We start from the raw sequence: 19,560 nt of genomic DNA, 5'->3' as shown, positions 1-19,560 counted from the left end.
CTGCGGCGCCGAGCCCCCACAGCGCGCGCCCCCACCAGTCACCGGTGCCCGGCTCGTCGGCCCAGCGACCGTCCGCGGCCCTGCGGTTGCGGACGCGGCCGTCGTCGGCGATCGCCGCTTCGACGAAACGCAGGTACCGGTCGGCGAGGGCGGCTGCGGCATCCGAGTGCCCATCCTCCCGGGCGGTGAGCGCGAGCCCGCGCGCGACGTCGTCGACGCAGTAGCCACGCCCACGCCGTGGCACGGCTCCCCGAGCATGCTCGAACAGGCCCCGCTCGTCGGTCATGGCCTCCAGGTGGGCGAGTGGCAGCGGGGCCGGGATCACGCCGCCTGCTCCGCGCGCAGTCGCTCCGCCAGGTCGAGGTACCGCTCGGCGACTTCCGGCCACGAGAGCCCGGAGCCGTGTCGCCGGGCCGCTCGGTGGTCGTCGCCGCGCTGCAGCATCCGCTCGAGGCCGAGTGCCATCGCGTGCGCGTCGTCGTGCGGCACGGTCGTCCCCGCCGTCCCGGTGAGCACCTCCACGGCGTGGGGGAACGCCGTCGCGACGACCGGAACACCCGCCGCGAGCGCCTCGACGAGCACCCCCGACGTCGCCTGCTCCGTCGAGTCGTAGGGCAGCAGCACGGCGTCCGCGGCGCTCAGGAGGCCGGCGAGGTCCTCCGGCGCCAGGTAGCGGTTGACGAAGTGAACGGATGACTCGACGCCGAGCCGGCGGGCGAGCGCCACGAGCGAGTCTCGGTACGCCTCGCCATCGTGTGCCAGCACTTTGGGATGCGTCTGCCCGGCGACGACGTAGGTCACCTCGACGCCGCGCTCGCGCAGGCCGGCGACGGCGGCGATGCCCCGCTCGATGCCCTTGCCGGGCGCGATGAGCCCCCACGTGAGGATCGTCGGCGCGGTGCCGCGGCGGTGCAGGGACTGTCGCGGCTGCAGCGCGGCGCCGTGCGGGATGACATGGACCTTCGCGTCGTCGACCAGGAAGTTCGCATGCAGGGTGTCGTGGGCGCGCCCGGTCATGACCACCGCCGCCGTCGTGAGCTCGACGACCCGTTCGAGCACGCGCTTCTGGCCGGGGCTCGGCTGGTGCAGCACGGTGTGGAGGACCGTGATCACGGGGACGCGGAGCGCCTCGAGCACGCTCAGCACCTCATCGCCGTCGGCGCCGCCGTAGATGCCGTACTCGTGCTGCACGATCGCCGCGTCGCAGCGGTTGAGGGCGCGAGCGGCAGTGCGCTGACTGCGCGCATCGCCCGCGCGCAGGACGGCGGCGATGCGCACCTCCGGCTCGGCGGCGGGTGCCGGCGCCTCGGCCGGGTCGAGCACCCGCACGACGGCGGCAGGGTCCGAACGATGGTCGGCGAGCGCGACGGCCAGCGAGCGCGTGAACGTCGCGAGGCCGCAGCGGGTCGGCGGGTACGTCGACAGGAATCCGAATCGCATGCTTTCTCCCTCCCTCACGATGCGCGGGCGCGCATCGGATGGCGAGGGTTCCCACGGTGGGCGATGAGGTCGCGGTACGCGAGACGCGCATCCGCATCCGGCCGCCTCGCCCGGGGATGCGAGGGGACCTTCACGGTAGAGGCGGTGCTCGCGCCCGCGCCCGGGGGTTGACAAAGTGCGCCCGGGCGGGCCAGCGGTCGCCGGCAGGCGAGCGGGCGAGCCGGCAGGCGAGCGGGCGAGCGGGCGAGCGGATGCCGCTACGCCGCGGCCCCGCTGCGCACCAGGTCGCCGTTGCGGGTGAGTTCGAGGAACTCCGCGACGGCATCGCGACTCTTGGTGAGGCAGGCGAGGCGGTCCTCGAGCGCCGCGAGCTCCGTCGCGAGCATCTCGGCGAGCTCGCGCGAACAGGTGACCGGTGCCTGCGCCGCGCACTGCTGCTCGACGTCGAGCACCACTTTCGCAAGGCGCGTGGTGAGCCCCGCCTGGACGAGACCGTGTGCGCGCGTGGCCCGATCGACGTCGGACTCGTCGTACGACCGGTAGCCGTTCGCCGACCGCTCGGACGAGAGCAGGCCCTGCTCCTCGTAGTACCGCAGCATGCGCGTGGGGATGCCGGTGCGCTCCGACAGCTCGCCGATCTTCATGTCGCTCTGGCCCCCGTGTCGATCTTCATGTCGCTCGAACGCTTGACATTGACATTGATGTCAAAGTTTAGCCTCGCTCCATGACCACGTCCACCGCACCCGTCGCCGTCTCCGCGCCGCGACCTGCGCGCTTGCCGCTCGAAGCGCTGCTCCTGCTCTCGCTCGGCGTCTTCGTCACCGTCACGGCTGAGTCGCTGCCGGCGGGCCTCATGCCCGAGATGGCCGCAGACCTCGGCGTCGATCCGCTGCGCATCGGGCTGCTGGTGTCGGTGTGGGCGATCGTCGTGATCGGCACGAGCATCCCCCTCACCCGCGCCACCCGCAGGATCGACCGTCGCATCGTCGTCGCCGTCTCGCTCGCGGTGTTCGCACTCGCCAACGTCGCGACGGCGTTCGCGCCGAGCTACGAGTTCGCCTTCGCCACGCGGGTGATCGCGGCGATCGCACACGGCGTGTTCTGGGCGATCGTCATCGTCTACGCGTCGTCGCTGCTCTCGGGCGCGCAGCTCGGTCGCGGGCTCGCCCTCGTCACCGGCGGCGGCACGGCGGCGACGGTCCTGGGCCTTCCCGCCGCGACGGCGCTCGCGCAGGTCACGAGCTGGCGCGTCTCGTTCGCGGTGATGGGGATCGGGATGCTGGCGCTCGCAGCGGTGGTCGTCCGCTGGCTTCCCCGCTCCCTGGTCGTGCCGGTGCCGGCGGGGGAGCGCGAGCCGCTCCGGCACGACCGGTCGCTCGCACCGCTCCTGGTCTTCGGCATCGCGGGCCTGCTGATCGGTCTCGCCCAGTTCCTGTCGTTCGTGTACATCCGCCCCTATCTCGGCGAGGCCGCCGGCATCGCGGACGGCTGGGCGAGTGCGCTGCTGTTCGTGTTCGGCGCCGCGGGAATGGCAGGTGTCGCGGTCGCCGGCACCCTCGCCGACCGGTTCCCCCGAACGGCGCTCACCGCGACGCTGCTCGTGTTCGTCGTCGCGTTCGCGGCGCTCGCGCTCCTGCCACAGACCACGGTCGTCGTGGTCGTCGCGCTCGCCCTGTGGGGCGCGGGCACGGGTGCGATGTTCCCACTGATCCAGACGGCGCTCATGCGCGCGGCATCCGATCGCCTCCGCGACCTCGCCAGCGCGTCCATCGTGGTCCTGTTCAACGTCGGGATCGCCGGCGGATCCTGGGCCGGCGGCCAGTTGACCGCGAACTACGGGGCGACAGCGAACATGGCGGTATCGGCGGTCGTTGTCCTGCTCGCCTCGGGCCTGACCGCGCTCGGCGCGGTGCTGGCCTCGCGGCGTGCGTCCGAGCGCGACGCGCGGGCAGGGGACCGGCTCGGCAGGTCATAGCAAAGCGTGCGGCGGGTGCCGGCGGATCCGCGCCCGCGACGGTGGCTCTCAGGCGGGCTCGGCGACCGGGACGGTGGTCCGGCCGGCCGACACCGATGCCGCGGCCTGCTCGAAGATGCCGCGCATCCACGCATGCTCAGGGTCGCGGCCGTGGACGGGATGCCACCAGAGCGCGTTGACGACGGGCGTCGCGTCGAAGGGCGCCTCGAGGATGCGGACACCCGCCACGGACTCCGCGACGTGAGCGAGTCCGGCCTGGATGAGGCCGAGGCGATTCGTCCCTGCGATGAAGTGAGGCAGGGCGAGGAAGCTCTCGACCACCGCCTCGACGTGGGGTTCGATGCCGAGCTGCTGCAGCTGGCGTGCCGCCGACGTGAACGCGGTGCGGGATTGGTACGTGAAGACCCACGGCAGCGCGCCGAGCACGTCCATCGTGAGCTCGTCGCCGATCAGTTCGTTCGACTGCGAGGCGACCACGACCCAGCCGTCGCGCCACAGGTCGGCGTAGGGAAGGTCGGCGAGGTATCCGTGGGGGATGACCATCCCGTCGGCCGAGCGCAGCCGGTTGAGCGCGTCGTCGACGATCGACGGGTTGTGGAGCATGAAGCGGAAGCGCACGCCGGGCGCAGCCTCGGCGGCGAGCCGTGACACTTCGCTGCCGATGGTCGCGAACCCGTAGTCCGAGCCGTAGATCGAGAACTCGCGGGTCGAGTCCCGTGGACTCCACGTCGCCTGGCTCTCGAAGACGCGGCGGGCTGCTTCCAGAGCCGTCGTCGTGTGCTCGGTGAGGCGGAGCGCGAGCGGCGTGAGCTCGTAAGTGTTGCCGCGGCGGGCGAGGATCGGATCGTTGAAGTGCGTCCGCAGCCGCGCCAGGGACGCGCTCAGCGCCGGCTGGCTCAGGTGCAGTCGCTCCGCGGCGCGCGTCACGCTGCGCTCGGTGAGGAGGGCGTCCAGCGCGACCAGCAGGTTCAGGTCGAGCCGCGAGAGGAGCGGTTGATCGGACACGACGATGTGCTCCTCGGTTCGGTACGCCTGGAGACAGTGTATCCGCGCAATCTATGCGCACGGTAGGTGCCATCGCCCGCAACGATGTGCGGGCACCGTCGTGATTATGCGTGCATCACACTTACTTATGTCTAAATAGAGCCGAAGACTGCTACCTTGGGAATCGACTCCCGGTCCTCGACGAGGTCGTGGTCCCGACACCAGAGAGCGAGCATCGATGCTTCTCGAGAGAGAACTGATCCAGTCCGTGGGCTTCCGCAATGTCCGCGACGGAGGTGAGATCACCGGCTTCGAGTTCCGCCTGCGCATGCCCTCGTACCGCGGGATGGCCGCATCCCTCGTGGACGGCGTCGCAGTGCGCGTCGGCGACCTCGTCGACGTCGCCGCGGACGTGCCGCTGTGGACCTTCGCCGGCCGCACGTACTCACTGCAGGAGCTGTGGGACTCCGAGGGAGTGCGCTGGCCACTGGAAGAGGCCGCGATCGTCACGGTGCCGCATCCCGGGGGACTGCCGGAGGGTGCTCACGAGGTCTCGATCTCGTTGCGGCTTCGCATGTCGTATATCCCCGAGGAGCACCAGCCGTCCCGCTACGACGTATCGCGGCACATCACGCTCACCTCGTCCGAGGACGGTGGCCCGTTCCAGTACGGCGTGAGCCTCTACAGCTTCATGTCCGACTTCGGAACCGTGATGGACCTCGAGACGGCGCTCGCCGCGGTGGCAGACGTCGGCGCGACGGGCGTCGAGATCCTGGGTGAGGGGCACATCGAGCGCTATCCCGAGCCCACCACGCAGTGGATGGACCGGTGGTTCGGGCTTCTGGAGAAGTACGCGCTCGAGCCGACGAACTACGGCTCGTGGATCGACACGCGCCTGCACTCCCGCGGAGCCCACGCGCGTGATCTGACGGCGGCCGAGGGCGCGGCGATCCTGCAGCGCGATCTGCGCCTCGCACAGCAGCTCGGCTTCAGGTTCGTGCGTCCGAAGATCGGCGTGGTGTCGAGCGATCTGATCCCGCACCCGATCTGGACGGAGTCGGTCGAACGCTCGCTCGACCTCGCCGCCGAGCTCGACGTGGTCATCTGTCCGGAGATCCACGCCCCGACGCCGATCAAGCATGAGGTCGTCGACGACTACATCGACCTCATCGAGCGCACCGGAACGAAGCACTTCGGGCTGCTGCTCGACACCGGCATCTTCCAGGACCGGCCGATCCCGCTCAAGCCGGGCGAGCTGCCCGGCCGTCGTCCCGCCTTCATGGACGGCATCGCCGTCGATCCCGCCGACATCGCCGACATCGCGAAGTACGTCGTCTTCATCCAGGCGAAGTTCCACGACATCGACGAGAACCTCGAAGACCAGCAGATCCCGTGGGAGCCCGTGCTCCGCGCCCTCAAGGACGCCGGCTACACCGGCTACCTCTCGAGCGAGTACGAGGGTGAGCGCATCCCCTGGCGATCGATCGAGCAGGTGCGCCGCCAGCACTCCCTCATCCGCTCCATCGCCTCCCGCCTCTGACATCCCGGAGCACCATGCCCAACGGACTCATCACCGACGACAGCCTCCGCCCGCACCCCGACGGGCTCGCGCTCACGCTCACGATCCCCTGGTACCGGAGCCTCTGGCTCTCGTCCGTCTCCACGCTGCGCCTCACGATCGACGGCGCAGAGATCCCGGACGACGACCTCGCCTTCGAACTGGACGGACGCCGGTACGCGCTCGCCGAGCTCCCGTTGCAGAGCGAGACGCTGTGGTTCCTGCAGCAGCGTCCTCTCCTCATCGCGCGTCTCGACGCGCCGGTCGTGCTCGGTGAGGAGCACGAGGTCGAGGTCTTCGGCGAGCTGCGCCTGCCATACATGCAGATCGCCCCCGGCAAGGACGGCGGCCCGGGCATGTACGTGCCGAACATCGTGCGGCAGAGGTCCGTGCTCATGGTCACGGACCGCGATGCGACGCCGCCCGCGACGGTGACGGATGTCGCGCCCGCGCCTCCCGCCGCACAGGAGGACCCGTTCCAGCTCGGTCTGACGTTGTACTCCGCGAGTGCCGAGTTCCGTGCGGGCTGGTACGACTTCGACGGACTGCTCGATCGCGTCGCCGACCTCGGGATCGGACCCGGCATCGAGATCGTCGCATCGCAAGTGGTGCCGACCTACCCCGTCGTGTCGGACGAGTTCGTCGCACGGTGGCGAGCGGCGTTCGACAAGCACGGATTCGACGAGAGCTCGTTCGGTGCGAATCTCGACATGGGCCGCCGCCGCGACCGCGACATGACGCCCGACGAGGAGTTCGAGTTCAGCGAGCTGCTCTTCCACGGCGCCAAGAAGCTCGGGTTCCCGCTCGTGCGCATCCAGAGTGCGAAGCCCGACCTCCTGCGCCGGCTGCTGCCGATCGCCGAGCGCCTCGAGCTCAAGCTCGCCTACGAGATCCACGCGCCGATGGGTCCGAATGCGCCGGAGATCCTCAAAGTGCGGGATGTCTACGCCGACCTCGACTCTCCGCTGCTCGGCTTCGTCGCCGACTTCTCGTCGACGATGCACGCGATGTCGCCGACCCTTCTGCGGGCGGTGCGCCGCGCGGGTCTCGACGATGAGGCGGCCCAGCGCCTCCAGCAGATCTGGGCGACGGATGCCTCGATGCGCGAGCGGCAGCAGGAATTCATCGCGTATCTGCAGAGCCGCGACTTCGACCCGGGCCGCCTCGGTTCTTTCGCGCACCTCGCGTTCAACATGCACGGCCACGTCGATCCGGGCGAGTGGGCCGAGATCATGCCGCAGATCACGCACGTGCACGCGAAGTTCTACGACATCGACGAGAACGGACAGGAGCCCGCCATCGACTACCCGCAGCTCGTCCGCATCTTCGTGGAGGGCGGCTACCGCGGGTACTGGTCGAGCGAGTGGGAGGGTCATGCCTTCGCCGAACTCGGCGAAGTGGACCCGCTGCTCCTCGTGCGCAAACAGCACGACCTCATCCGCCGCTCGATGCACGCCGTCGAGGCGGCAGGGCTGTCGGGTTAGTCCCCGCGCGAATCGTGCGCCTGGGCCTCGTCGACGGATCGTCGGCGGGGCCCAGGCGTGCGGTGCCTGCGGTGCGGGCCTAGCGGCGCCCCGAGTTATGCGCAGTATCGTCAATACTTATGTGTGTTTCTGGCGCATCCCCGACATACTGAGATCACAGCACAGGCGCTCGAAGGAACGAGCCGCCGACAACGAAGTCAGAAAGGCTGGAAATGACACAGCACCGTTCCTCGGCTGCTCGCCGAGCGGCGATCATCGCGATCCCCGTGGCGGGGGCCCTGCTTCTCGCCGGCTGCTCCGGCTCGGGAGGCGACTCCGGCGACTCGGGCGACTCGGGCGACGGCGCCGCGGAGTTCTCCTTCACGTTCGCGACATCGAACAACCTCGAGAGCCCGTACGAGACCCTCGCCAAGGCGTACATGGACGCCAACCCCGACGTCACCATCACGACGAACCCGACGCCGAACGACAAGTACGGCGAGACCATCCGCACGCAGTTCCAGGCCGGCAACGCCGCCGACGTCGTCCAGACGACGCCGGGCTCAGGCGACGCCCGCGGCATCATCCCCCTCGCCGAGGCGGGGTTCCTCGAGCCTCTGGGCGACACCGCGGCAGAGCTCGTTCCGGCCGGCAGCGAATCGATCTTCGAGATCGACGGCGATGTCTACGGCCAGCCGATGGACTTCACGATCGCCGGAGTCGTGGCGAGCATGGGCACCGCCGCGATGAACGGGCTCGATGAGTGGCCGGCGACGGATTCCGACCTCTATGACGCCTGCTCCGCGCTCGCCGCGGAGGGGAAGTCCCTCCTCGCGCTCGCCGGCGCTGCCGGCCCGAACGCCGGCCTGACCGCACAGGGAATCGCCGCCACGCGCGTGTACGCCGAGGAACCCGACTGGAACGAGCAGCGCGCCGCAGGCGACACCACCTTCGCCGAGAGCGATGGCTGGGCCGACACCCTCCAGACGATCATCGACCTGAACGAGGGCGGATGCTTCCAGCCCGGCGCCGAGGGCGGTGGCTTCGACGCCATCACCAACGGGCTCTCGCAGGGCACCTCGGTCGGCAGCTTCATCCCGTCCGGCTCGGCCGTGGAGATCGCGACCGCCGCCCCGCCGGAGGCCGACTTCAAGGTGCAGCCCTTCCCGGCAGCCGATGGCGGCGACCCGTACATCATCGCGAGCTCCAACTACACGATCTCGATCAATGCCGCATCCAAGAACAAGGATGCCGCCTCCGAGTTCGTCGAGTGGCTGGCGACGCCCGAGGCGCAGGAGATCTACTACGAGGCATCCGGTCTGCTGCCGATCTCGTCCTACCAGGATCTCGACCTCAGCGACACGATCTACTCGCCGGTGGTCGACCTCCTCGCCGAAGGGTCGTATGCGCCGCTGCCGAACAACATCTGGCCGAACCCCGCGGTGTACGAGGCGCTGCAAGTGGGCGTGCAGGGTCTGTTGACGGGTCAGAGCACTGTCGAGCAGGTTCTGCAGAACATGGACGCCGCCTGGGGCGAGTGATCCGGACGCGGCCGCCCGGGACCACATCCCCGGGCGGCCGCGCGCTCCGCACGACGCCGTACGAACACGAGGGATCATGACCGCGACACTGAACTCCGAGACCGAAGCGCTGATCGTTCCCAAGCGCGATCGCCGGGGCCGCCGGCGCGACACTGCGCCGCGTCGCCCGGGCCTGCTGAAGTTCGGGTACTGGTGGTGGGCGCTGCCCGGCATCCTCCTCGTCCTCGCGATCCACTACGTCGCCACGGCGATCGGCGGGTTCTTCGCGTTCACCGACTGGTCGGGGATCGGCGACTTCACGTGGATCGGCCTCGACAACTTCGTCGCCATCTTCAAGGACCCGACGCAGATCGGCGCCGTGATCAACACGCTGTTCCTGGCGTTCGCGTCGGTGATCCTCAGCAACATCGCCGGTCTCGCACTCGCACTCGGGCTGAACCGCGGCCTCAAGACGCGTTACGCGCTCCGCGTTCTGTTCTTCATGCCCGTCGTGCTGAGCCCGTTGGCGGTCTCGTACGTGTGGAAGTTCATCTTCGACTACAACGGGCCGATCAACGGCGTGCTGCGGGCGATGGGTCTCGGGGAGTTCGCCAAGGCATGGGTCGCCGACCCCACCTGGGCGATCTGGACCGTCCTCATCGTGATCGTGTGGCAGAACACCGGCTTCGCGATGGTCATCTACATGGCCGGTCTCGCGGCGGTGCCCATCGAGATCGAGGAGGCCGCAGCCATCGACGGCGCCGGCCTGCGGCAGCGCTTCTGGCACGTCACGCTCCCGTCGATCAGGCCGGCGGTCGCCATCGCGACGACGCTGGGCCTCGTCAACGGCCTGCGGGTCTTCGACCAGATCATGGCGCTCACGGGCGGAGGCCCCGCCGGCGCGACCGAGACGCTCGCCACGCAGGTCTACAAGGAGTCCTTCGCGCTGGGCAACTTCGGCTACGGCGCAGCGCTGGCCCTCGTCCTGACCCTCATCATCCTCGTCTTCGCCGTCGTCCAGCAGCGAGTGACCAGCGGCCGTACCGAGGAGGCCTGACATGTTCCGCTACACCAAGCTCACCGGTCTGCGCGAAGTCATCTTCTGGGTGCTCGCCGTCCTGTTCCTGGCGCCCTTCTATTTCCTCGTCACCACGGCGCTCAAGTCGGACGAGGAGGTGCTCACGACGTCGAACCTGGCCCCGCCGTCGAGTCTCGACTTCAGCAACTTCACCGAGGTGCTGACGGCGCAGGGCAACTCGAACGTCATCCAGGGCCTGATCAACAGCATCATCATCACGGCCGGCAGCATCATCGGTCTCGTGCTGCTGGGCGCGCTCACCGGCTATGTCATCGCGCGCAGCACGCGGCGCTGGAGCCGCGCCGTCTTCTATCTCTTCCTGATCGCGATCGTCCTGCCCACGCAGCTGGGCACGGTCCCGCTGTACATCGGTGCACGCACCATCGGGCTCACCGGCTCGATCTGGGGCATGATCATCCTCTACACGGGGATGCTCCTGCCGCTGTCGATCTTCCTCTACGCCGGGTTCTTCCGGGGTCTCGGCACCGAGTACGAGGAAGCCGCGACGATCGACGGCGCATCGCGGACCCAGATCTTCTTCCGCATCGTGCTGCCCCTCATGTCTCCCGCCACCGGGACCGTCGCGATCCTCGCGGGTCTCATCGTGTGGAACGACTTCTTCACTTCGCTGATCTTCCTCGGCGGCTCCGACAACCAGACGCTGCCGGTCGCGATGTACTACTACATCGGTTCGCTCGTCTCGTCGTGGAACAAGATCTTCGCCATCGTCATCGTCTCGATGATCCCCATCCTGGCGTTCTATCTCTTCGCCCAGAAGCGCTTCATCCAGGGCTTCGCGGGCGGCCTCAAGGGATGAGCTGGTGAGCGCCGACAACCGCGCGGCGTTCGAGACGTTCGTCGAGCACGGGGACGTGCTGCAGCAGGTCCCCGTGCGTGCCGCCCACGACCACCCCATGTTCTGACCCCTCGAGGAGAGACACCGTGTATCAGCTCGCCCCCAACATCGAACTCCTCTTCACCGAGGCCGGCGACTATCACGACCGGGTCCGCGCCGCGGCCGCGGCGGGGTTCACCGCCGTCGAGATGTGGGGACCGACGGGAGTGGATGCGCCATCGACCCCGAAGGACCTCTCCGCTCTCAAGGCGGCTCTCGAAGAGACCGGCACGCAGCTCACGGCGCAGTTGTCCGAGCCGCGCACGCAATTCATGATCCCGCCGTGGGACCATTCCGAGTTCTACCGCAAGCTCGACGAGGGCGTGGAGATCGCGCACCTCCTCGGCACGCCCCGCATCGTCGTGGGCAGCGGCACCGGCTTCGGCGGCTGGAAGCGGCAGGTGCAGCTGGACAAGCTCATCGAGATCTATCAGAAGGCGATCGCGCAGATCGAAGGTTCGGGCATCACGCTCGTCCTCGAGCCGGTCAACGTGCGCGTCGATCACCCCGGGTCGCTCCTGGATCGCACGAGCGAAGGCGTGTACGTCGCGCGGGGCGTCGACTCGCCGTTCTTCGGCGTGCTGTACGACATCTACCACTCGGCCGTCGAGGGTGAGGACATCGAGGCGGAGCTTTCGAACGCCGGCTCCATCATCAAGTACGTCCAGCTGGCGGACGCACCCGGCCGTGGCGAGCCCGGAACCGGGGACCTCGACTGGCCGGCCACGCTCGCCGTGCTGCGCGCCTCCGGCTATGACGGGCCGATCGGCCTGGAGTACTACCCGCAGGCCGCGTCCGCCGAGTCGGTCCGCTACATCCGCGACGTGGCGGCACGGGCATGACGCAGGACCGCTACCCGAAAGCCGTGGATGTCGCGATCGTCGGCAGCGGCCCGGCCGGCGCCGCGTATGCCCGCATCCTGAGCGAGCGGGCGCCGGGCGCCTCGATCGCGCTGTTCGAGGTCGGTCCGACCGTCTCGGACCCTCCCGGTGCGCACGTGAAGAACATCGCCGATCCCGCGGAGCGCGCCGGCGCGCAGACGCGATCGGAGGGTCCGCACGCGCAGGAGAGCGCCGATCGCACGGGCGGTATCGTCAAGACCACGCAGCGACGTGCCCGGCCGGGCACGTTCCTGCTGGAGAGCGGCTACCAGGTCGACGGCGAAGACGGGCTGCCCGTGGCGGCCATGTCGAGCAACGTCGGCGGCATGGCTGCGCACTGGACGGGTGCATGCCCACGGCCGAACGACAGCGAGCGGATCGCGATCCTCGACGCCGACGGCAGCCTCGACGAGCTTCTCTCCGAGGCGGAGCGGCTTCTGGGTGTGACGAGCGACGCGTTCGACAGTTCGCCCTACGGCGACCTGGTCCGCCAGCGACTGGCCGCGGCAGAGGATGCCGGACGCATTGCGGCGACGCAGGTGCAGCGGATGCCGCTCGCGGTGCACCGCCGAGACGACGGCAACCTCGTGTGGTCCGGGTCGGATGTCGTGTTCGGCGACGTCACGCGCGCCAACCCGCGATTCACCCTCTTCGACGAGTCCCTCGTCACGCGCGTGCTGGTCGAGGACGACCGCGCCGCGGGCGTCGTCGTCACCGACCGGCGCACGGGCGAGAGCGCAGAGGTCCGCGCGGAATTCGTGGTCGTCGCCGCGGACGCGCTGCGCACGCCGCAGCTGCTGTGGGCGTCCGGCATCCGTCCCGACGCCCTCGGCCGCTATCTCAACGACCAGGCGCAGATCGTCTTCGCCGTCCGCATTCGCGACCTCCCCTCGGCAGACGCCGGCGATGGCGGCGCCGCCACCGGTCTGAGCGAGTACAGCGGTGTGACGTGGGTGCCCTTCACCGACGACATGCCCTTCCACGGGCAGGTGATGCAGCTGGACGCCTCGCCGGTGAAGCTTGCCGACGACGACCCGGCCGCTCCCGGCTCGATCGTGGGACTCGGCCTGTTCTGTGCGAAGGACCTGCAGGCCTCGGATCGTGTCGAGTTCTCCGATCACGACGTGGACGGATACGGGATGCCGGCGATGACGGTGCACTACACGCTCACTCCGCGCGACCACGAGGTGATCGCCCGTGGCACGCAGGAGATCGTGCGCCTCGGCAAGGCCGTGGGCGAGCCCCTGGACGACAGCGCCTTCGTGATGCCTCTGGGCGCCTCGCTGCACTATCAGGGGACGACCCGCCTGGGCGCCGCCGACGACGGCTCCAGCGTGTGCTCACCTCAGGGCGAAGTGTGGGACGTGCCGGGGCTGTTCGTCGCCGGCAACGGGGTCATTCCCACGGCGACGGCGTGCAACCCGACGCTGACAGGGGTGGCGCTCGCCGTCAATGGAGCCCGAGCGATCTCCGAGAAACTGACCGACCGCTAGGAAGCGGTCTTGCTTCTGTCTGATTCCGACATTAGAATGTAGAAACAATGACAAAGATGTCCGGCCGACCGCGTCGGCCCAGAACCTGGAGGTCATCGTGATCCCTGACCGCATCATCGAGCAGGGCACGCTCACGGCGGACGGACCGCGGACCGCGGTCGAGGTCCGTCTGCCCTGGTACCGCGCGCTGCCGGGTTCGTGCATCGCCGGCGCGAAGCTGACCGTGGACGGCGTGGAGGCGCCGGCCGAGTCGCTGCGCTGGCGCATGAACGGCCGCGAGTTCCGCTTCGACGAGCTCGTGACCGAGGCCGATGAGTGGTGGTTCCCGACCGACTCCGCCGTGCTCTCGGGCGAGATCCCGCTGAGCGATGCGGGCGAGCACGAGGTGCGGGTGGATCTGATCCTCTACATCCCGTACATCATCATCGGCGACGACGAGACGCTCCACATCGAAGAGCACGACACCAAGACCATGACCGTACGACAGGGAACAGAGGTGGCGGCATGACGACACTGGGAACGCCCATCCAGGGCGTCACGCTCTACAGCTTCACGCGCGCGTTCCACGGCCGCGAGTACGACCTCGAGGGGCTCATCCGCAAGGTGGCCGCCGAGGGCTACGGACCGGGCCTGGAGATCATCGGGTTCTCGAGCTTCCGCGGATTCCCCTCGATCGAGGACTCGTACGCGGGCTGGTTCCGCGACCTGGTCGCCGAACTCGGTCTCGTGACCACGTCGCTCGCAGTGAACGCCGACATCGGCATCCACCGCGATCGGCTGCTCACCCAGGACGAGCTGATCGACTACATGACGCTGCAGATCAAGGCGGCCGCCAAGCTCGGTTTCCCGATCGCGCGCGTGCAGATCTCGATCACCCCCGACTCGATGCAGGCGCTGGCGCCGATCGCCGAGGAGCACGGTGTCACCCTTGCGCTCGAGGTGCACGCCGACCAGTACGCGTCGCACCCGCGCATCCTGGCGTTGCGGGACAGGTTCGAGCAGGTCGGCTCGCCGTTCCTCGGCTTCACCATGGACTGGGGCGCCACCGTCTCCGGGTTCGCACCGTCGCTCATCGAGGCGTACCGCCGTCGCGGCGCGTCCGAGGATCTGCTCGCGCAGGTCACGGGCCTGTGGAACGAGTTCTACGAGCAGGGTCCGCCGGCCGATCAGGCTGAGCACGGCCAGCGCTTCGGCCGCTTCATCGGCCTGGCCGCCCAGAACGGTCGCCCCGACCTCGGCATCGACTTCGGCATCAACGGCACCGGGCTGTTCGGCCCGGCCCGGGTGGACGACTGGCTCGAGATCATGCCGTGGATCCGTCACGTGCACGGCAAGTTCTTCGGCATCGACGAGAACGGCGAAGAGCCGTCCGTGCCGGTGCGCGACCTCATCCGCCTGCTCGTCGAGAACGGGTACTCGGGCGCGATCTCCAGCGAATACGAGGGCTGGCACTGGAACTACTGGCAGAGCCCGTTCGAGATCATCGCCGGTGAACAGGCCGTGCAGCGCTCCGCCGCCGCCGACGCCGGCTCGCGCATGATCACCGATGCCGCCGAGGCACGGAGCCTCCTCCATGCCCACCTCGCCCAGCCCGTCCGCGGCTGAGCCTTCACCGACGACCCATCGACACACGCAGGGCAGGGACCACCATGACTGACGGCATCGCCGGCACCGGGATCAAGCTCGGTATCACCCTCTATTCGCTCACCTCGGAGTTCGCCGCGGGTCTGTACACACCCGAGACCCTCATCAAGGCGGCGGCCGACAACGGGCTCGGGCCGGGCATCGAGTTCAACATCGCCCAGATGCTGCGCACATACCCCGATGTGGACGGCGAGTTCGTCCGCATCTGGCGCGACAGCATGGACCGCTACGGACTGGAGCCGAGTGCGATCGGCACCAACCTCGACATGGGGCGCCGCAAGGACCGTGACATGACGCCCGACGAGGAGCACGACTTCCTCGCCCGGCAGCTCAAGACCGCGCACACGCTCGGCTTCACGAAGGTCGTCATCCGCTCCCACGGCAAGGAACTGCTGCGCAGCCTGCTGCCCCTGGCCGAGAAGTACGACCAGAAGCTCGGCTACGAGATCCACGCGCCGTCGGGGCCCAATGATCCGCAGGTGCTGCAGATGCGCGAGATGTACGACGAGCTGCAGTCCGACCGGCTCGGGTTCACCGCGGACTTCTCCTCGACGATGCACAGCCTCTCTCCGACGCTGCTGCGCACACTCCGCCAGATGGGCATGGACGAGAAGCACTTCCCCGTGATGGACGAGATCTGGCACGAGCCCACGCCCATGCACGTGCGCAACCAGAAGTTCGAGGACTATCTGACGGCCGAGGGCGTCGATCCGCTGCGGTTCGGCCCCTTCACCCGTCTCGCGTTCAACATGCACGGGCTGGTGCCGCCGGAGGAGTGGCTCGACATCATGCCGCAGATCTTCCACGTGCACGCGAAGTTCTACGACATCGGCCCCGACGGCGAAGAGCCCGCGATGGACATCCCGCGGATCGTGCGCCAGTTCGTGCAGGGCGGCTACCAGGGCTACCTCTCCAGCGAATGGGAGGGCCACGCGTTCTCCGACCTGGGGGAGTCCGACCCCATCGACCTGGTGAAGAAGCAGCACGCGCTCATGCGGCGCGCGATCGAACAGACCGTCGCCGACCGTCAGCCGGCCTGAGCACCGTCGAGGACCTGCTCGAGCCCGCGCCCCCGGGGTCGCACGAGACGTTCACCGACACCTTCCACTGAATCGCACCGAACGAGGACCTCATCATGGCCACCCACAACTCCCTCTTCTCCGAGCAGGACGTCCATCGCCGCGAAGACGGCATCGCCGTCTCGGTGCAGCTGCCCTGGTACCGGAGCCTCTGGCTGTCGGCCGTCGACGATGTCGCGGCATCCGTCGACGGCGTGCCGGTGCCGAAGGACGACCTCCGCTTCGAGCTGAACGGCCGGAGCTACCGCATCGAGGAGCTGCCCGAGCAGTGGGAGACGCTCTGGTTCGTCGCCGACAAGCCCGTGGTCGTCATCCCGCTCGATCATGCGCCGCAGGCCGGTGAGAAGCTCACCGTCGAGGTCGTCCTGACGATGCGTCTGCTCTACATGCAGATCATGCCCGGCGTCGACGGCGGCCCCGGCCGGTACGTGACCAACCGCGTCCCGGTCGAGCGAGAGGTCGTGCTCGCGTGACCGGCCGCCCGCTGCGGGTCGCGATGATCGGGTACGGCTTCATGGGGGCCGCGCACTCGGTCGGGTGGCGCCAGGCGCCCCGCATGTTCGATCTGCCCGCAGAGGTCGAGATGGCGGTGCTCGTCGGGCGCCACGCGGGTGCGGTGGCGGATGCCGCGGCCCGCTGGGGCTGGGCGGAATCGGCGACCGACTGGCGCGAGGTGATCGCGCGCGACGACATCGACATCGTCGACGTCGTCACGCCCGGCGACTCGCACGCCGAGATCGCGATCGCCGCACTCGAGGCGGGCAAGCACGTGCTGTGCGAGAAGCCCCTGGCGAACACGGTGGCGCAGGCCGAGGCCATGAGGGATGCTGCCTCGCGCGCGGCAGCGCGAGGCGTCCGGTCGATGGTCGGCTTCACGTACCGGCGCGTCCCCGCTGTGACCTTCCTTCGCGACCTCATCGCACAGGGAGCGGTGGGCAGGATCGCGCAGGTGCGCGCGGCGTATCGCCAGGACTGGCTCGTCGATCCGGACATGCCGCTCGCGTGGCGGCTGCAGAAGGAGCACGCGGGTTCCGGTGCACTCGGCGACATCGGCGCGCACATCATCGACATGACGCAGTTCGTGACGGGACTCTCGGTGGACGCCGTGTCGGGCGTCATCGACACGGTCGTCAAGGAGCGCCCGCTGCAGGGCTCGGGGACCGGGCTGTCCCGCACGGCTGCGGAAGGGTATGGCGAGGTCACGGTGGACGACGTCGCGATCTTCACGGGTCGGCTCTCGACGGGAGCCCTCGTGTCGTTCGAGGCGACGCGCTTCGCCACCGGGCGCAAGAACGATCTGTCGATCGAGGTCTCCGGCGACAAGGGCGCACTGCGCTTCGACCTCGAGGATCTCAACACGCTGTGGTTCTACGACCGCACGGCACCGGAAGCCACGCAGGGCTTCACGCGCATCCTCGTGACGGAGGCGCAGCATCCTTATGTCTCGGCGTGGTGGCCGGCCGGGCACGTGCTCGGCTATGAGCACGGCTTCAGCCATCAGGCCGTCGACCTCGTGACGGCGATCGTCGAGGGCGCCGATCCTCACCCGTCGTTCGACGAGGGTCTGTCGGTGCAGCGCGTGCTCGCAGCCGTCGAGGAGAGCTCGGTCAACGACTCCGCGTGGGTGCGGGTGGGCGCCGAGGTTTCGTCTCCCACACGATGAATTCGACCGCTACAGCGGATAGTTTGACTCAACAGAGCAAAGGAGCTGCGATGCCTCGTCCGATCACCCTCTTCACCGGTCAGTGGGCCGACCTGCCGTTCGAGGAGGTGGCGCGGCTTGCGGGCGAGTGGGGCTACGACGGTCTTGAGATCGCCTGCTGGGGCGACCACATCGACGTGTCGCGCTGGGATGACGCGGACTACGTGCAGTCGCGGCGGGACATCCTCGAGCGCAACGGGCTGAAGGTCTGGACGATCTCGAACCATCTCGCGGGGCAGGCGGTGTGCGACGATCCGATCGACGAGCGGCATCGCGACATCCTCAACGACCGCGTGTGGGGCGACGGCGACCCCGAGGGTGTGCGCCAGCGGGCCGCCGAGGAGCTGAAGATGACCGCGCGGTTCGCGGCGAAGCTCGGCGTCAAGACGGTCACCGGCTTCACCGGATCGTCGATCTGGAAGGCGGTCGCGATGTTCCCGCCGGCGTCCGACGAGTGGATCGCGGCCGGCTACCAGGACTTCGCCGACCGGTTCCACCCGATCCTCGACGTCTTCGAAGAGGTGGGAGTGCGCTTCGCGCTCGAGGTGCACCCGTCCGAGATCGCCTACGACTACTGGACCGCCAAGGCCACGCTCGACGCCATCGGTCATCGCAAGAGCTTCGGGATCAACTTCGACCCGTCGCACTTCATGTGGCAGCAGCTGGACCCGGTCGCGTTCGTGCTCGACTTCGCCGAGCACATCTTCCATGTGCACGTGAAGGAGTCGATCACCAACCTCGACGGCCGCAACGGCGTGCTGGGCTCGCACCTGCCGTGGGCGAACCCGCGCCGCGGGTGGACCTTCGTGTCGACCGCGCACGGCCAGGTGCCGTGGGAGCCGCTGTTCCGGGCCCTCAACGCCATCGGCTACGACGGCCCCACGAGCGTCGAGTGGGAGGACGCCGGTATGGACCGGCTCGACGGCGCGCCCGAGGCGATCGAGTTCGTCCGCAAGCTCAACGCCATCACCCCTCCCGCCGCCGCATTCGACGCCGCGTTCTCGACCAAGGCCGAGTAGCGCCACCACCCCGCCCGACCTCGCGACCTCGAGGTCGGCCTTCAACCGAGGTCACGGCGGCGAGGCGTCAGCGCCGGGCGCTCACCGCGGAGAGTGCTCGTCGGGCGAGGTCGAGGTGGGCGCGGGTCGTCTCGGCCGGGTCGGCGTCGAGCCACTCGTGGCCGCCCCACTCGCTCGTCAGCGTGCCCGTGAAGCCGGTGCGCCGCAGCGCCGCCCCGATGTCGCTGATCGGCCGCGATACCCGGCCGTCGGTGTCGTCGAGATCCCAGAACTTCAGGTGCACACCGGCGGTGAGGGGAAGGAGCGGCTCGAGGTCCGCCACGTCCGACCGGCCGAACCGCACGAGCAGGTTCATGAAGAGGGTGTGCACGGCGGGCGGCACCTGACCTCCGCGAAGCGCGGCGACGACCGCCTCGTGCGTCTCGGGGGCGCGCCACTCCTGCTCCAGGCGCGCGAGCAGATCCTCATCGACTCCGCCTCGGCGGAGCTCCTCCAGATAGCTCGCCGGCAGCGACGGCATGAGCATGCTGATGTCGATGAGTATCCGGATGTGCGGATCTTCGAGGTGCTGCAGCAGCTCGAGGTTGGTCGAGACGGCCGGCACGTCGAGCGTCTGCCGGCCCTGGATCTCCTCGTAGAGCACCACATCGAGCTCCTCGAGGACGGGCTGGAGCAGACGGAGCAGCTCGGGCCCCGCCTGACCGAACGGCACGCGCACGCCTCGTGCACCGAGCCGGGCTGCCGCTCGCAGCTGCGGCACGAGGAACGCGCGGCGTTCGTCTTCGGTGCGGCGGCGGGAGGGCAGCGCCCAGTCGTCGAGGCTCGCGCC

Annotated in this window: 18 protein-coding genes and 1 pseudogene; 14 read left to right on the top strand and 5 right to left on the bottom strand. The window is 69.0% G+C overall.

The window, feature by feature from the left end; genetic code table 11:
- The 3 genes and pseudogenes from VIP82_RS05400 to VIP82_RS05390 form a co-directional block, all read right to left on the bottom strand.
- Positions 1–325, bottom strand: a pseudogene (locus VIP82_RS05400) (glycosyltransferase); the annotation flags it as partial.
- Positions 322–1,440, bottom strand: coding sequence for a glycosyltransferase (locus VIP82_RS05395; protein ID WP_331906422.1), 1,119 nt, complete (start codon positions 1,438–1,440; stop codon positions 322–324). The gene VIP82_RS05395 and the pseudogene VIP82_RS05400, both read right to left, overlap by 4 nt.
- Positions 1,441–1,697: 257 nt before the next feature.
- A complete protein-coding gene (locus tag VIP82_RS05390) occupies positions 1,698–2,084 on the bottom strand; it encodes a MerR family transcriptional regulator (RefSeq protein WP_331906420.1) in 387 nt (128 codons plus the stop codon).
- An 80-nt stretch (positions 2,085–2,164) separates the two neighbouring features.
- On the opposite strand from VIP82_RS05390, the gene VIP82_RS05385 reads away from it, so the two are divergent.
- Positions 2,165–3,415 carry an MFS transporter gene (locus VIP82_RS05385; protein ID WP_331906418.1) on the top strand — a complete coding sequence of 417 codons (1,251 nt, stop codon included), beginning with the start codon at positions 2,165–2,167 and terminating at the stop codon, positions 3,413–3,415.
- A 48-nt stretch (positions 3,416–3,463) separates the two neighbouring features.
- Here VIP82_RS05385 and VIP82_RS05380 read toward each other — a convergent pair whose 3' ends face one another.
- Positions 3,464–4,420, bottom strand: a complete 957-nt coding sequence (locus VIP82_RS05380; protein WP_331906416.1) for a LysR family transcriptional regulator — start codon at positions 4,418–4,420, stop codon at positions 3,464–3,466.
- Positions 4,421–4,637: 217 nt separating this feature from the next.
- Between VIP82_RS05380 and VIP82_RS05375 the strand changes: the two genes are divergently transcribed.
- The 13 genes from VIP82_RS05375 to VIP82_RS05315 all read left to right on the top strand — a co-directional run bounded on the left by VIP82_RS05375 (position 4,638) and on the right by VIP82_RS05315 (position 18,731).
- A complete protein-coding gene (locus VIP82_RS05375) occupies positions 4,638–5,939 on the top strand; it encodes a C-glycoside deglycosidase beta subunit domain-containing protein (RefSeq protein ID WP_331906414.1) in 1,302 nt (433 codons plus the stop codon).
- A gap of 14 nt (positions 5,940–5,953) precedes the next feature.
- Entirely contained in the window at positions 5,954–7,441 is a 1,488-nt protein-coding gene (locus VIP82_RS05370; RefSeq protein ID WP_331906412.1) for a C-glycoside deglycosidase beta subunit domain-containing protein, read from the top strand.
- Between the two features lie 212 nt (positions 7,442–7,653).
- Entirely contained in the window at positions 7,654–8,961 is a 1,308-nt protein-coding gene (locus VIP82_RS05365; protein WP_331906410.1) for an extracellular solute-binding protein, read from the top strand.
- Positions 8,962–9,037: 76 nt separating this feature from the next.
- A complete protein-coding gene (locus VIP82_RS05360) occupies positions 9,038–9,997 on the top strand; it encodes a carbohydrate ABC transporter permease (RefSeq protein ID WP_331906408.1) in 960 nt (319 codons plus the stop codon).
- A 1-nt stretch (position 9,998) separates the two neighbouring features.
- Positions 9,999–10,835: a carbohydrate ABC transporter permease gene (locus VIP82_RS05355; protein WP_331906406.1), complete on the top strand. Its 837-nt coding sequence runs from the start codon at positions 9,999–10,001 to the stop codon at positions 10,833–10,835.
- 125 nt (positions 10,836–10,960) lie between these two features.
- Positions 10,961–11,755, top strand: a complete 795-nt coding sequence (locus VIP82_RS05350; protein WP_331906404.1) for a TIM barrel protein — start codon at positions 10,961–10,963, stop codon at positions 11,753–11,755.
- Positions 11,752–13,287 carry a c-glycoside 3-oxidase CarA gene (gene carA / locus VIP82_RS05345; RefSeq protein ID WP_331906402.1) on the top strand — a complete coding sequence of 512 codons (1,536 nt, stop codon included), beginning with the start codon at positions 11,752–11,754 and terminating at the stop codon, positions 13,285–13,287. The genes VIP82_RS05350 and carA overlap by 4 nt, the downstream gene beginning before the upstream one ends.
- Before the next feature lie 97 nt (positions 13,288–13,384).
- Entirely contained in the window at positions 13,385–13,795 is a 411-nt protein-coding gene (locus VIP82_RS05340; protein ID WP_331906400.1) for a C-glycoside deglycosidase beta subunit domain-containing protein, read from the top strand.
- Positions 13,792–14,892: a sugar phosphate isomerase/epimerase family protein gene (locus tag VIP82_RS05335; protein WP_331906398.1), complete on the top strand. Its 1,101-nt coding sequence runs from the start codon at positions 13,792–13,794 to the stop codon at positions 14,890–14,892. The genes VIP82_RS05340 and VIP82_RS05335 overlap by 4 nt, the downstream gene beginning before the upstream one ends.
- Positions 14,893–14,936: 44 nt before the next feature.
- Positions 14,937–15,971: a sugar phosphate isomerase/epimerase family protein gene (locus VIP82_RS05330; protein ID WP_331906396.1), complete on the top strand. Its 1,035-nt coding sequence runs from the start codon at positions 14,937–14,939 to the stop codon at positions 15,969–15,971.
- Between the two features lie 95 nt (positions 15,972–16,066).
- On the top strand, positions 16,067–16,483 hold the full coding sequence (locus VIP82_RS05325; RefSeq protein ID WP_331906394.1) for a C-glycoside deglycosidase beta subunit domain-containing protein: 417 nt from the start codon (positions 16,067–16,069) through the stop codon (positions 16,481–16,483).
- Positions 16,484–16,506: 23 nt separating this feature from the next.
- Positions 16,507–17,673: a Gfo/Idh/MocA family protein gene (locus VIP82_RS05320; protein ID WP_331906424.1), complete on the top strand. Its 1,167-nt coding sequence runs from the start codon at positions 16,507–16,509 to the stop codon at positions 17,671–17,673.
- Between the two features lie 50 nt (positions 17,674–17,723).
- A complete protein-coding gene (locus VIP82_RS05315; protein ID WP_331906392.1) occupies positions 17,724–18,731 on the top strand; it encodes a sugar phosphate isomerase/epimerase family protein in 1,008 nt (335 codons plus the stop codon).
- Between the two features lie 67 nt (positions 18,732–18,798).
- On the opposite strand, the gene VIP82_RS05310 is transcribed toward VIP82_RS05315, so the two are convergent.
- Positions 18,799–19,560 (bottom strand): restriction endonuclease subunit R (locus VIP82_RS05310; protein WP_331906390.1); only part of this gene is annotated, 762 nt, incomplete at its 5' end.

It is taken from the genome of Microbacterium sp. (assembly GCF_036566905.1).
GTDB lineage: Bacteria > Actinomycetota > Actinomycetes > Actinomycetales > Microbacteriaceae > Microbacterium.
Note: the sequence above shows the minus strand (reverse complement) of the source record. Positions and strands in the feature narration are given on the sequence as shown.

What these genes read in the sequence shown, in the direction of transcription:
- VIP82_RS05395 (WP_331906422.1), bottom strand. Translation starts at nt 1,440, where the DNA reads ATGCGATTCGGATTCCTGTCGACGTACCCGCCGACCCGCTGCGGCCTC.
- VIP82_RS05390 (WP_331906420.1), bottom strand. Translation starts at nt 2,084, where the DNA reads ATGAAGATCGGCGAGCTGTCGGAGCGCACCGGCATCCCCACGCGCATG.
- VIP82_RS05385 (WP_331906418.1), top strand. Translation starts at nt 2,165, where the DNA reads ATGACCACGTCCACCGCACCCGTCGCCGTCTCCGCGCCGCGACCTGCG.
- VIP82_RS05375 (WP_331906414.1), top strand. Translation starts at nt 4,638, where the DNA reads ATGCTTCTCGAGAGAGAACTGATCCAGTCCGTGGGCTTCCGCAATGTC.
- VIP82_RS05370 (WP_331906412.1), top strand. Translation starts at nt 5,954, where the DNA reads ATGCCCAACGGACTCATCACCGACGACAGCCTCCGCCCGCACCCCGAC.
- VIP82_RS05365 (WP_331906410.1), top strand. Translation starts at nt 7,654, where the DNA reads ATGACACAGCACCGTTCCTCGGCTGCTCGCCGAGCGGCGATCATCGCG.
- VIP82_RS05360 (WP_331906408.1), top strand. Translation starts at nt 9,038, where the DNA reads ATGACCGCGACACTGAACTCCGAGACCGAAGCGCTGATCGTTCCCAAG.
- VIP82_RS05355 (WP_331906406.1), top strand. Translation starts at nt 9,999, where the DNA reads ATGTTCCGCTACACCAAGCTCACCGGTCTGCGCGAAGTCATCTTCTGG.
- carA (WP_331906402.1), top strand. Translation starts at nt 11,752, where the DNA reads ATGACGCAGGACCGCTACCCGAAAGCCGTGGATGTCGCGATCGTCGGC.
- VIP82_RS05335 (WP_331906398.1), top strand. Translation starts at nt 13,792, where the DNA reads ATGACGACACTGGGAACGCCCATCCAGGGCGTCACGCTCTACAGCTTC.
- VIP82_RS05330 (WP_331906396.1), top strand. Translation starts at nt 14,937, where the DNA reads ATGACTGACGGCATCGCCGGCACCGGGATCAAGCTCGGTATCACCCTC.
- VIP82_RS05325 (WP_331906394.1), top strand. Translation starts at nt 16,067, where the DNA reads ATGGCCACCCACAACTCCCTCTTCTCCGAGCAGGACGTCCATCGCCGC.
- VIP82_RS05320 (WP_331906424.1), top strand. Translation starts at nt 16,507, where the DNA reads ATGATCGGGTACGGCTTCATGGGGGCCGCGCACTCGGTCGGGTGGCGC.
- VIP82_RS05315 (WP_331906392.1), top strand. Translation starts at nt 17,724, where the DNA reads ATGCCTCGTCCGATCACCCTCTTCACCGGTCAGTGGGCCGACCTGCCG.